Origin of the sequence: Paracoccus sp. (in: a-proteobacteria) (genome assembly GCF_030538655.1) — a bacterium.
In the GTDB taxonomy this organism is placed as follows: domain Bacteria; phylum Pseudomonadota; class Alphaproteobacteria; order Rhodobacterales; family Rhodobacteraceae; genus Paracoccus.
The window spans coordinates 1-11,776 of sequence record NZ_JAUNTO010000038.1 but is presented as its reverse complement, the minus strand read 5'-3'; the positions used below and the strand labels follow the sequence as shown (position 1 = coordinate 11,776).

The 11,776-nt window shown below is 65.2% G+C and carries 11 protein-coding genes; 9 read left to right on the top strand and 2 right to left on the bottom strand.

The window, feature by feature from the left end:
• The first annotated feature begins 415 nt into the window (after nucleotides 1–415).
• The 6 genes from Q4G22_RS15315 (at nucleotide 416) to Q4G22_RS15290 (ending at nucleotide 5,286) form a co-directional block, all read left to right on the top strand.
• Nucleotides 416–991 (top strand): DUF1269 domain-containing protein, encoded by a 576-nt coding sequence (locus tag Q4G22_RS15315; RefSeq protein WP_303386752.1) that lies wholly within the window; start codon nucleotides 416–418, stop codon nucleotides 989–991.
• A gap of 41 nt (nucleotides 992–1,032) precedes the next feature.
• Nucleotides 1,033–1,746, top strand: a complete 714-nt coding sequence (mtgA, locus tag Q4G22_RS15310; RefSeq protein ID WP_303386751.1) for a monofunctional biosynthetic peptidoglycan transglycosylase — start codon at nucleotides 1,033–1,035, stop codon at nucleotides 1,744–1,746.
• Nucleotides 1,747–1,844: 98 nt separating this feature from the next.
• Nucleotides 1,845–2,540, top strand: a complete 696-nt coding sequence (locus tag Q4G22_RS15305; protein ID WP_303386750.1) for a hypothetical protein — start codon at nucleotides 1,845–1,847, stop codon at nucleotides 2,538–2,540.
• A 73-nt stretch (nucleotides 2,541–2,613) separates the two neighbouring features.
• A complete protein-coding gene (locus Q4G22_RS15300; protein WP_303386749.1) occupies nucleotides 2,614–3,300 on the top strand; it encodes a glutathione S-transferase family protein in 687 nt (228 codons plus the stop codon).
• A gap of 55 nt (nucleotides 3,301–3,355) precedes the next feature.
• Nucleotides 3,356–4,369, top strand: coding sequence for a tRNA epoxyqueuosine(34) reductase QueG (gene queG / locus Q4G22_RS15295; protein WP_303386754.1), 1,014 nt, complete (start codon nucleotides 3,356–3,358; stop codon nucleotides 4,367–4,369).
• Entirely contained in the window at nucleotides 4,366–5,286 is a 921-nt protein-coding gene (locus tag Q4G22_RS15290) for a DMT family transporter (RefSeq protein ID WP_303386748.1), read from the top strand. The genes queG and Q4G22_RS15290 overlap by 4 nt, the downstream gene beginning before the upstream one ends.
• Here the strand turns inward: Q4G22_RS15290 and Q4G22_RS15285 are convergent.
• Nucleotides 5,283–7,865, bottom strand: a complete 2,583-nt coding sequence (locus Q4G22_RS15285) for a calcium-binding protein (protein ID WP_303386747.1) — start codon at nucleotides 7,863–7,865, stop codon at nucleotides 5,283–5,285. The genes Q4G22_RS15290 and Q4G22_RS15285 overlap by 4 nt on opposite strands.
• 117 nt (nucleotides 7,866–7,982) lie before the next feature.
• Nucleotides 7,983–8,726: a uroporphyrinogen-III C-methyltransferase gene (cobA, locus tag Q4G22_RS15280; protein ID WP_303386746.1), complete on the bottom strand. Its 744-nt coding sequence runs from the start codon at nucleotides 8,724–8,726 to the stop codon at nucleotides 7,983–7,985.
• A 125-nt stretch (nucleotides 8,727–8,851) separates the two neighbouring features.
• On the opposite strand from cobA, the gene Q4G22_RS15275 reads away from it, so the two are divergent.
• The 3 genes from Q4G22_RS15275 to Q4G22_RS15265 form a co-directional block, all read left to right on the top strand.
• Complete coding sequence (locus tag Q4G22_RS15275; RefSeq protein WP_303386745.1) at nucleotides 8,852–9,694, top strand: ureidoglycolate lyase; 843 nt, start codon at nucleotides 8,852–8,854, stop codon at nucleotides 9,692–9,694.
• Between the two features lie 929 nt (nucleotides 9,695–10,623).
• Entirely contained in the window at nucleotides 10,624–11,580 is a 957-nt protein-coding gene (locus Q4G22_RS15270) for a tripartite tricarboxylate transporter substrate binding protein (RefSeq protein WP_303386744.1), read from the top strand.
• Between the two features lie 53 nt (nucleotides 11,581–11,633).
• The coding region (locus Q4G22_RS15265) for a hypothetical protein (RefSeq protein WP_303386753.1) at nucleotides 11,634–11,776 on the top strand (143 nt) is incomplete at its 3' end.

Genomic DNA, 11,776 nt, shown 5'->3' with positions numbered 1-11,776 from the left:
CCCTGACCCGTTACAGCCCGTCCCCACCCCAGAAAGGAACCAGCTGTCCCGGCTGTCCCGGCCCCCAGCCAAGCCAAGCCACTGGCTGCGGGTGCCGGTGTGCCAGACCAGGGTGGGCATGTGGCAGGCCGCGCGTGACCAGCGCCGCCTGCTGGAAAACAGGCTCCATCCCCGGCAAACACCCCCAAAGCTCTGACCTGAATCACCCTTTGGTTGCGTTATGACCTATAACATCATACTGATGCGATGACGCAAGGGCAGCTTGGTTTAATGAACCCACTTTCCAGAAAAAACAATGCTTTCCGGGGTGACACCATGTGCTATTGGCAAAATGAACCGCGAATGCAGTTTTAATCCGGAACCTTTGTCCGGGATCATGTATTGACCTTGCGGTTCAATCCCGAAAGGAAACATGATGGCCGATTTGCTGGCGATTGCCTTTGATGACGAAGCAACCGGGTTCGAGCTGCGCACCGAACTGGTCAAGATGCAACAGGAATACCTGATCGAGCTTGAGGACGCCGTGGTCGTCACCCGGCCCTCGGCCGATGATATTCAACTGCATCAGGCGGTGAACCTGACGGCGGCGGGTGCCGTCGGTGGCGGCTTTTGGGGGGCACTGGTCGGGATTTTGTTCCTGAACCCGCTGGTCGGCGCGGCGGTTGGCGCAGGCGCGGGGGCGCTGGCCGGGCGGTTCAGCGATGTCGGCATCAACGATGATTTCATGCGGCAGGCGGGCCATGCCTTGCAGCCCGGCGGATCGGCGGTCTTTGTGCTGGTCCGCAAGATGACCGCCGACAAGGTGCTGGAACGGCTGGAAAGCTTTCACCACCGGGGCCGGGTGCTGCAAACCTCGCTGTCGCACGAAGACGAGGCGCGGCTGCGCGATGCGCTGTCGGGCCATGCCGCGCCACATGCTGCTGCGGCGGAACCGGCGCCCGAACCCGCCGACATCAGCGACGTGCCCAAGGTTCACCCGCGCGACGCCTGATCGCCTTGACGCAGGGCCGGGCCGCGTGACACACGCGGCCCATGTTCCGCAAGACAGCCGCCCGCACCGATCACCCTACCCCCGCCACCCGGCGGCGTGCGTTGCTGCGGCGCGGGCTTGGCTGGCTGCGCTGGCTGGTGCTGCGCGCGCTGGTTGTCATGCTGGTGCTGGTCGGGCTGTTCGCGCTGGTCAACCCGCCCACCACCATCACCATCGCCCGCGAGGCGACCGAGCCGCGGCAATGGACCCGGCTTGCCGACATCTCGCCCGTGCTGGCGCGCAGCGTCGTCGCCGCCGAAGATGCGAATTTCTGCCATCACTGGGGCTTTGATATGGTCGAAATCCGCCGGGTGATTGATTCCGGCGGGCGTCGCGGCGCATCGACCATCACCCAGCAGACCGCCAAGAACCTGTATCTGTGGCAAAGCCGCAGCTGGACCCGCAAGGCGCTGGAAACCCTGCTGACCCCGATGATCGAAGCCTTGTGGAGCAAGCGCCGCATTCTGGAGGTGTATTTGAACATCGCCGAATTCGGTGACGGGGTGTTCGGCATCCACGCCGCCGCCGCGCATTATTTCGGCACCACCCCGGACCGGCTGACCGCCACGCAATCGGCCCGGCTGGCTGCCGTTCTGCCCGCCCCCAAGCTGCGCAACCCGCGACAGTCGCGCCGCTCTGCCGCCATTGCCGACGGGGCGGCGACCATCCTGCGCGATGGCCGGGCGGCGTGCTTTACCCTGCCCGCGCGGGATTGATTAACCAGATCTGACGACCGCCATTGGCAACAGGTCAGGGATAGGGCGGTGGCGGTGGCACGGTTGTCAGCCCGTTCGACAGCCCGCAGCAAACCCGGATGCAACTGACCGCCCTGGGCCACGAGGCAAGCGGGCGAAATGCCACCATCCGTTCAAACGCTGTTCAGGTGAATTCCGGCGATGGTATGATTGATGCGGAACATTCGCCTGGATACAAAGGGAATTTTTTCAAGGATCGCTGGGTTTCGGACGACAAGGGCAACCGCATCCATGTTCTGGGCGAGGGCAGATTCGTGCGTCAAGTGCTGGTGACAGGCGCCGATGGCGCGCTTAATGCGGGTGCCTTGGGCAGTGGGGCGGCGCAGATGCCGACCTCGGGGACCGCGCGCTATAGCGGCACCTCGGCCGGTTTTTCGCAAAGCTATGTCGAGGGCACGGGCCTTGTCACGGGCGTTGTGACAACCAAATTCACCCGCACCATGACCGCAAATCTGACCGACGGCACCGGGTCTTATGTCATTCGGGATGTATCAGCCGCCAGCGGGGACGCAGCATTTCACCGACGGGGCGGATCGCTGAGCGTTCAGGATGGCGCAATCGGGGACGAATGCAACGGCGCATCCTTTGTTCAGATGTCCGCCGACGGGCCGCGCCACGGCGATAACTTTCACACCGCAAACGGCGCGTTTCATGGCCTCGGCGGGGCTGAAGCCGGGCTTGCCTATCGCGTGATGCCGCTGTCCGAGGAAACCCCGTTTCTCATTCAGGGGGCGATGACCGCCAGCAGACAATAAGCTGTCAGCGCGCCGGACGGTTGATCTGCCCGGCGGCGGGGGGTATCACCGCGCCATTCCAGACGAGCAGCCCATGAACCCGCCCAGCCAGACCCCCCGCCTGTATCACACCGCCCTGTCGCCGTTCTGCCGCAAGGTGCGGCTGGTGCTGGCGGAAAAGCGGATCGAGGTCGAACTGGCCGAAGATCGTTATTGGGAAGGCAATTCCGAACTGCTGCGCCGTAATCCGGCGGGCAAGGTGCCGGTGCTGCGCATCGACGGGCGGATGCTGGCCGAAAGTCAGGCGATCTGCGAATATCTGGACGAAACCGTGCCGCAGCCGCCGCTGATGCCCGCGGATGCCGCCGGGCGGCACGAGGTGCGCCGGTTATGCGCCTGGTTCGACGACAAGTTCTATCACGAGGTCACGCAGCCGATCCTTGAAGAACGGGTCTGGAAAAAGATCATGCGGTCGGGCTATCCCGATTCCCGCGCCGTCAAGGCGGGATTGAAGGCGGTCAAGGATCATCTGGATTATCTGGCCGGGCTGCTGGAACAGCGCCGCTGGCTGGCGGGCAGCACGCTGTCTTTAGCTGATTTCACGGCGGCGGCGCATCTGTCCTGTCTGGATTACATTTCCGATGTTGACTGGGATCGGTCCGAGGCAGTGACGGGCTGGTATGCCACGATCAAGTCGCGCCCGGCCTTTCGCAGCATTCTGGCCGATCAGGTGCCGGGCATTCACCCCGCGCCGCATTATGCCGAGCTGGACTTTGGCTGATACGACGGGGGGCCATCTGCCCCCCGAACCCCCCGAGGATATTTCCAGACAGAAGATGCGCATCGCCGCGCAGGCCGCGGCCGAAGGTTTTGCCAAGATGCGGGTGACCTTGCCCGCTGGCGTGCCCGACATTGCCGCGCGGCTGGCGCAGTTTGTCGATGCGGGACGGCATGGGCAGATGGGCTGGATGGCCGAGCGGATGCATTGGCGCGGCGATCCGGCGGCGCTGTGGCCCGAGGCGTGTTCGGTCATCATGCTGGCCGAGTTATATACCCCGCGCCATGATCCGATGGCGGTGGTGGCGCAGCCGGATCGCGGGGCGATCAGTGTTTATGCGCAGGGGCGCGATTATCACGACATCGTAAAAGCACGGCTGAAACGGCTGGGGCGCTGGATCGTGGCGGAATATGGCTGCGAGATCAAAGTCTTCGTCGATACCGCCCCGGTGATGGAAAAGCCGTTGGCGCAGGCGGCGGGTCTTGGCTGGCAGGGCAAGCACACCAATCTGCTGGCGCGCGATCTGGGCAGCTGGTTTTTTCTGGGGGCGATCTTTACCACCTTGGACCTGCCGCCCGATATACCCGAGGTGCAGCATTGCGGGGCCTGCCGCGCCTGTCTGGACGCCTGCCCCACCGGCGCTTTTCCCGCGCCGTTTCAACTGGATGCGCGGCGCTGTATTTCTTATCTGACGATCGAGCATCGCGGCCCGGTTGACCTGGATCTGCGGGCGCGGATGGGCAACCGGATCTATGGCTGCGACGATTGTCTGGCCGTCTGCCCGTGGAACAAGTTCGCGGCCGAGGCCGCCGAGATGCGCTATCTGCGGGCCGAGGGGGCCGGGCCGCCGTTGCTGGCCGAACTGGCGCAGTTAGACGATCCCGGTTTCCGGGCGCGGTTTTCCGGCAGCCCGGTCAAGCGGATCGGACGCGACCGCTTTGTGCGCAATGTCTTGTATGCCATTGGAAATTCCGGCCTGCCCGTGCTGCGTCAGGTGGCGGCGGGCCTGATGGACGATCCCGACCCGGCGGTGGCCGATGCCGCGCGTTGGGCGGTGGGGCGGCTGGCGTGAACCCGGTGCGCGGTATCCTGATGAAGCTGGGTAGTGTCGTGCTGTTCATCGCCATGGCCGCGCTGATAAAGGCGACGGCGGGGGCAGTGCCACCGGGGCAGCAGGTATTCTTTCGGTCGGCCTTTGCAGTGCCCGTGATCCTGATCTGGCTGGCCCGGCGCGGTGAACTGTCGGTCGGGCTGCGGGTGCGCGATCCGATGGGGCATGTCTGGCGCGGGCTGATCGGCACGGCGGCCATGGGGTTCGGCTTTGCCGCGCTGGGTTTGCTGCCTCTGCCCGAGGTGACGGCCATCGGCTATGCCGCGCCGCTGTTGGTGGTCATCTTTGCCGCAATGTTTCTGGGCGAGGACGTGCGCCTGTTCCGCCTGTCCGCCGTCGGGCTGGGGTTGATCGGGGTGCTGATCGTTCTGTCTCCGCGCCTGACGCTGAGCGGCGACGATCTGTCCGCCACGCAGACCCTGGGCGCGGTCTTTGCGCTGATCGGGGCGATTATGGCGGCCCTGGCGCAGATCTTTATCCGCAAGCTGGTGCGGGGTGAGCGCACCTCGGCCATTGTGTTCTGGTTTTCCGTTACCGGGGCGCTGTTGTCGCTGACGACGCTGCCCTTTGGCTGGGCTGTGCCGGATCTGCGGGTAGCCGGGCTGCTGATCGTGGCGGGCCTGCTGGGCGGGCTGGCGCAGATCATGCTGACCTCGGCCTATCGTTATGCCGATGCCTCGCTGGTGGCGCCGTTCGAATATGCCTCGATGCTGTTTGCGCTGGTGATCGGTTATGCCGTGTTCGATGAACTGCCCGCCCCGGCCATGCTGGCCGGTGCAGCCATCATCATCGCCGCCGGGGTGCTGATTATCTGGCGCGAACGCCGCCTGGGGATCGCGCGTGCGCGCCAGCGCAAGGCCACCCCGCCGCAAAGCTAAAGCAACAGGTCACTGTGATCGACCGGCACGGCGCCCAGCAGGATCAGCACGAAATCCGCCACACCGTCGCCATCCACATCGCCGCGCAGCACCGTGCGGTTGGCCCCGTATTCCGCCCATAACTGACCCGCGGCAGAAGGCCGGCTGGTGCCGATAAACTCAAAGCCGATGGCGGACAGGTCGATCTTGTCCTGCCCGCGGGTGAAATCCTCGATCACATCCATGCCGCGTTGGGATGAGGATTCGGCGGCAGAGCCGTAAAAGAACACATCCCGCCCGGCCCCGCCGTTCAGCGTGTCGGCGCCCAGCCCGCCGCGCAGGGTGTCGTTGCCGGGGCCGCCGAACAAAACGTCATTGCCGCCTTCGCCCAACAGCAGATCATGACCGCGACCGCCCCACAGGCTGTCATGGCCATTGCCGCCCGACAGGGTGTCATTGCCATCGTCGCCGTGCAGGGCATCATTGCCGGGGCCACCTGACAGGCTGTCATCGCCAGCGCCGCCATGCAGCGTGTCATGGCCATTGCCGCCAAACAGACGGTCGTTGCCCGCCCCCCCCGACAGATAGTCATTCCCCGCACCGCCCGTCAGCGTGTCGCGCCCGTTGCCGCCATACAGGCTGTCATTGCCCGCCCCACCCTCCAGCCGGTCATGGCCGTTGTTGCCGTGCAGAATATCGTTGCCGTTGCCGCCCAGCAGGTGATCGTTGCCCGCGCCGCCGCGCAGCGTGTCGTCGCCATTGTCGCCATACAGCGTGTCATCGCCCGCATCACCGGACAGCGAATCATTGCCGTTACCACCCCACAGGATGTCGTTGCCGCTGCCCCCCAGAATCAGGTCGTCGCCCGCGCCGCCACGGATGCGATCATCGCCGGTGCCGCCGTAAATGGTGTCATCGCCACCTTCGCCCCGGATGGTGTCATTGCCGCTGTCGCCATGGATGATGTCAGGCTCGTCACTGCCAAAGATCAGGTCATGCCCGCCGCGCCCATGAATGGTCGAGCCGATGGCGGCCGCGCGCAGCGTATCCGCCCCGGCCGATCCGGTGATCGTCGTCGGCAGGTTCGCGGGGTCGTAATTGGTGATCGGGAACATGTCATTGGTGAAAAAGCTGACCGGCAGGCTGGTGCCGCTGGTGGTGAAAATGTCGATCACCCCTTCGTGGAAACGGATCTTGGCCCCCCAGCTTTGCGGAAGGATGGTCAGCTGATAGATGCTGCGCACCATGCCCAGGTTGGAAAAATCCAGCCGGTCCACCCCCACCTCGAAATCGCGGATGGCGATGCGCCCCTTGATGTTCGAGGGCACAAAGGTATCGGCCCCCGGACCGCCCAGCAGCGCGATCGAGTTTTCACCGGCGACCAGCGTGTCATTGCCCGCGCCGCCGTGCATCCAGATCGCATCAGGCCCGGCGATCATGTAATCGTCGCGGTCGGTGCCGGTCGGGCGGATGCCCGATACGATGCCGGTGATCCCCGCCGGGCCGGGTTCGACAACCAGTTGCGTGATCCCGGCCTTGGTCGCGCTGGATACAAACAGCACGATCTTGCCGTCGATTACCTGCGCCTTGATCGCACTGACGCGCGCAAGGGTCAGCATGTGATCGTCGGCCAGGGTTTCCAGATGCACCAGCCGTCCGTCGGGGCGCAGCATGAACATGGTGATGCCGTCATCGGCCCCGCCGGCAAAGATATAGGCCCGCCCGTCCAGCACCACCGAATCCATTGCCGTGATGCGCAAAAACCGGGTCGATCCTTCGTCGATGACGTGATCGACCGCCGTCATCGAACCGTCACGCCCCAGCCGGAACACCGTCAGCGAGGATGAATCAGACGACCCGACGATCACATAGGTCTGGTCAGAAATGGTGGCCGCAGTCGCGATACGCGGGGTGGCAAAGCCGGTGATTTCCCCGCTGCCCATATATTCAGCGCGCCGGATCGTGCCATTGGCGGCGATGCTGTGGCTGGCGATGAAATTGCCCAGGGCCGACAGGGTAATCAACACCTGCTGTGTGCCAATCTTGACCGGCAGGACGAAATCCAGCCCCGCCTCGGGCCGGATGGCGGATGGCGGGGCGGATGATTGCGCCAGCGCCGTCAGCGCGCCATCGGTTTCGACCCGGAACAGGGTAAAGGCCGTGGATTTTTCGCGCGTCGCATAGACGAAATCGCCCTGCGTGGTGGAAAACTGCCCGACCGAGACAACCGCCGCGCCGACCTGCCGCAGCGCGGTGACCCCGCTGTCTGCCGCGCGCGATACCGCCCCGGACGGGGCGACCGGCATCGCCATCATCGCATTGCCGCCGGTGTTCGACATGGCGACGATGGTGCTGTCGCCCATCTGCATGACATTCACGCGCGGTTCGCGGAAATAGGATACCGTGCCGTCATAGGCCGTGGCCCCGATCAGCCGGATCTGCGTATCGGCCCCGCCGATCCGCATCGCGGTGATGCCACCGCCGACATGTGTGGCCGAATACAGCACATGCTGCCCGTCAACCGTCGCAATGGACAGGTCGGTGATATTCGACAGAAATCCGGCCCCTGTAACAGTGGCCACATGGCGAAAGCCGACCATGACCCCAACCCCGATTCAAGCACCCCCGTGCCAGATCAGATTAGGCCGACCTGCCTAACAATTTCCTTACCCAACATCGTTAATGCCGGGCTTTTACATTATGATTTTATTATATTTTTATCGACCGCGCGCAGGTGCAAGCGCGCCATACAGGATCAGCGCCGGGGCCTCGGGGGCGGTGCCTTGCAATAGGGCGGCCAGCCCGGCCACGGTGCTGCGGGTCAGGCTCTGGCCGGGTTTGCTGACCTCGGCGGCCAGCATGGCGGGGGTGTCGGCGGGCAGGCCATGGGCGATCAGCCCTTCGGCCAGCGCGGCAAAGGTGCGCTGGCCCATGAACACCACGGTCAGCGCATGCGCATCGGCCAGCGCGGCCCAGTTCAGATCGCCGGGCAGTTTGCCCGTCACATCCGCGCCGGTCACGAATTGCAGCCGTCGCGCGGTCAGCCGCCGGGTCAGCGGCATGTTGGCCGCCGCCGCCGCCGCGCAGGCCGAAGGCACGCCGGGGATGATTTCCCAGCCGATCCCGGCGGCGGCAAGCGCGTCGAGCTCTTCCTCAAGCCGGCCAAAGATGCCGGCGTCACCCGATTTCAGCCGCACCACGCGATGGCCCGCCCGCGCCTCGGCGATCAGCCGGGCGTTCACCTCGTCCTGCCGGGCCGAGGGGCGGCCCGCGCGCTTGCCCACCGGAATGCGCCGCGCGGTCGCGGGCGCCAGATCCAGCAGCGGACCAGAGGCCAGATCGTCGAACAGCACCACATCCGCCTGCGCCAGCCGCATGGCCGCGCGCACCGTCAGCAATTCGGGATCGCCCGGCCCGGCAGAGACCAGAGAAACGAAACCTGCGCTGGCTGGATCGGACATGGCTGACCCCTTGGTGGTTCGGACTGCTCTTGCAGCTATACCATTGCGCGGCCAAGCGAAAGTCCGCCCATCGACAGCCCGGCAGGCTGTGCCCTAAGCTGGCGCGGGGAAAACGGAGGATACCGATGAAACTGCTGCGCTATGGTCCCAAGGGGCAGGAAAAGCCCGGTCTGCTGGACGATCAGGGCCGCATCCGCGACCTGTCGGCTCATGTCCCCGACATCGCGGGCGCGGTGCTGACGCCCGACGGGCTGGCCCGGCTGGCCGCGCTGAACCCCGACGATCTGCCGCTGGTCGCGGGCACGCCGCGCATCGGCCCCTGTGTCGGGCAGGTAGGCAAGTTCATCTGCATCGGCCTGAATTACGCCGACCACGCCGCCGAGGCAGGGATGGCGGTGCCATCCGAACCCATCGTCTTCAGCAAATGGACCAGCGCCATTTCCGGGCCGGATGACGATGTGGAAATCCCGCGCGGATCAACCAGAACCGATTGGGAGGTGGAACTGGGCGTCGTCATCGGCAAGCCCGGCAAATACATCGACCCGGCCGATGCGCTGTCGCATGTCGCCGGTTACTGCGTGGTGAACGACATATCCGAACGCGACTGGCAGATCGCGCGCGGCGGCACATGGGACAAGGGCAAGGGCTTTGACGGCTTTGGCCCCATCGGCCCGTGGCTGGTCACGCCGGATCAGGCGGGCGACCCCGGCAACCTGCGCCTGTGGCTCGATGTCGATGGCCATCGCTATCAGGACGGATCGACGGCCACGATGATCTTTGGCGTGGCGCAGATCATCGCCTATCTGTCACAATTCCTGTCACTGCAACCGGGCGATGTCATCGCCACCGGCACCCCGCCGGGCGTGGGCATGGGGCAAAAACCCCCGGTGTTCTTGCGGCCCGGACAGGTGATGCGGCTGGGGATCGACGGGCTGGGTCAGCAGAGCGCCCGCACCGTGCAGGGCTGAAGGGCAGGGCCGAAAACCCCGGTCGCAAGGCACCTGCGGGACCGAACAGGCCGTGTGGAGCAACCCCACGGACAAGCGGCCGGTGCCGGTCCATTTGTCCCCTCGGACACCCCCAATGGGCGGGATCGTGCGGACGCTCTGCCCGGAATATCCCGCGGCAATGGGCGGTCAACCTGATCCCGCCGGTTCCACCTGCGCCTGCGCCGCCAGCCCAACCACGATCAGCACCGCGTGGCGCGATCTGCCAGCAGCCCGGCACCCCGCCACAGCCACCGCAGACGAACCGCCGGTGCCAAATCAGCCCGACCCGCCATTCGCCGTCGGCAGGTCAGGCCAGCAGGGCAGCGCCGTCCTTGGGGGGCTGTCCGGCGCGCGGTTGCCTGCCTGTCATTCCCAGAGAATCAAAACGGATATATCAGCATTATCAGGTATATATCTGCCATAACCCTCGCCCCTCATCACCAGCCGCCCCAAACCTCTGACCGCGCATCCTGCCGCTCGGGCAGAAAACAGCCGATCCCACCCCGCAAACGGTCCGGATTTTCGCGCAGCAATACACCCATCACCCGCAGGCACAGCAACCCGCCCCGGATTCAGCGCAATCAAAGGCCACCCTCTTTCCCGGCCCCCCGTCCTGACAAGGCGGCACAGGCCGTCTGCCACAATCACCCGCCGATCAACCCCGCCCGCCATCGGCTGCGCCGACACGTCGCACCCGCCCGACCCGGCAGGCCAATGCCCAGCAATACAAGGTCACAGCGCGCAGCCACCAGACCACCAACAGCCGCCGGATCATGGCCACGTTCGACCGGCACCAACCGCACCGCCCGATTTATCCCACCTGCCATGACAGATTCGTATAATCTTTTCAGCGAATCATACCCGGTGCAACAACCACACCGCGACCGCCTCATGTCTGGGAGAGCATCATGAAAAAGACCCTGCGCACCACCGCTTTGACATTCATGCTGATGACCGTGCCTGCGATGGCGACCGAATGTATCGCCCCGGCCACCCCCGGCGGCGGGTGGGATTTCACCTGCCGCCAGATCGGTCGCATCATGACCGAACTGGGGCTGGTGCCGGATGCGGTGCAGGTGACCAACCTGGCCGGTGCGGGCGGCGGCGTGGCCTATGCGCAGCTGGTCGGCAAGCGCGACAGCGACCCCGATCTGTTCGTGGCCGCCAGCGCCGCCACCACCACCCGTCTCGCGCAGAACGCCTATGCGGGCGCGACGGCGGATCAGGTGCGCTGGGTCGGGTCCATCGGCGGCGATCCGGGCGTGATCGTGGTCGCCGCCAACAGCCGCTATCAGAACCTGACCGATCTGATCGAGGCGGTGAAAGCCGATCCCAGCAGGGTCACCTTCGCCGGCAGTTCTGCGGTGGGCGGGTTCGACCATCTCAAAGTGCTGATAATGCTGGACAAGGCCGGGTTCCATGACCCCCGTGCGGTGAAATACATCAGCCTTGTCGGCGGCGGTGATGCGATCACCCAGACGATCGGCGGCTTTGCGCAGGCGATGACCGGCGACATGTCCGAAGTCGCCGGATTCATCGCATCGGGCGAGCTGCGCCCGCTGGCCGTGCTGTCCGCAGAGCGGATCGCCACCTATCCCGACGTGCCCACGGCCCGGGAGCAGGGCGTGGACATGGTGGCGATGAACTGGCGCGGTATCTATGTGCCCCAAAACATCTCCGATCAGGATTACGCGGAATGGGTCAGCCGGATGCAGGCCGTTGCCGACAGCGATCAATGGAAAACCGTGATGGCTGAAAACGGGCTGGAGCCCTATACCCTGCTGGGCGAGGCGTTTCAGGAGTTTCTGGCTGAAAACATCGCCGAAATCCAAGCCGCCTCGCGCGGGATCGGCATAGTGCAATGATCCGGGGACCGCATCCCTGATCCACTGCGGCCTTACCCCCGGCCACCGCCGGAGTGGCCCTGCCGCCCATCGCCACCGACCTCGCCACGCTGACCGGCGCGGTTATCATCGCGCTGGGCCATGAAAATGCAGGGGTATTTTCCAATGACGACGCATTGGCCGATCAGATCCTGACCGCCGCGCGGGCCGAGGGCGA

What these genes read in the sequence shown, in the direction of transcription:
- Q4G22_RS15315 (WP_303386752.1), top strand. Translation starts at nt 416, where the DNA reads ATGGCCGATTTGCTGGCGATTGCCTTTGATGACGAAGCAACCGGGTTC.
- mtgA (WP_303386751.1), top strand. Translation starts at nt 1,033, where the DNA reads ATGTTCCGCAAGACAGCCGCCCGCACCGATCACCCTACCCCCGCCACC.
- Q4G22_RS15305 (WP_303386750.1), top strand. Translation starts at nt 1,845, where the DNA reads ATGCAACTGACCGCCCTGGGCCACGAGGCAAGCGGGCGAAATGCCACC.
- Q4G22_RS15300 (WP_303386749.1), top strand. Translation starts at nt 2,614, where the DNA reads ATGAACCCGCCCAGCCAGACCCCCCGCCTGTATCACACCGCCCTGTCG.
- queG (WP_303386754.1), top strand. Translation starts at nt 3,356, where the DNA reads ATGCGCATCGCCGCGCAGGCCGCGGCCGAAGGTTTTGCCAAGATGCGG.
- Q4G22_RS15285 (WP_303386747.1), bottom strand. Translation starts at nt 7,865, where the DNA reads ATGGTCGGCTTTCGCCATGTGGCCACTGTTACAGGGGCCGGATTTCTG.
- cobA (WP_303386746.1), bottom strand. Translation starts at nt 8,726, where the DNA reads ATGTCCGATCCAGCCAGCGCAGGTTTCGTTTCTCTGGTCTCTGCCGGG.
- Q4G22_RS15275 (WP_303386745.1), top strand. Translation starts at nt 8,852, where the DNA reads ATGAAACTGCTGCGCTATGGTCCCAAGGGGCAGGAAAAGCCCGGTCTG.
- Q4G22_RS15270 (WP_303386744.1), top strand. Translation starts at nt 10,624, where the DNA reads ATGAAAAAGACCCTGCGCACCACCGCTTTGACATTCATGCTGATGACC.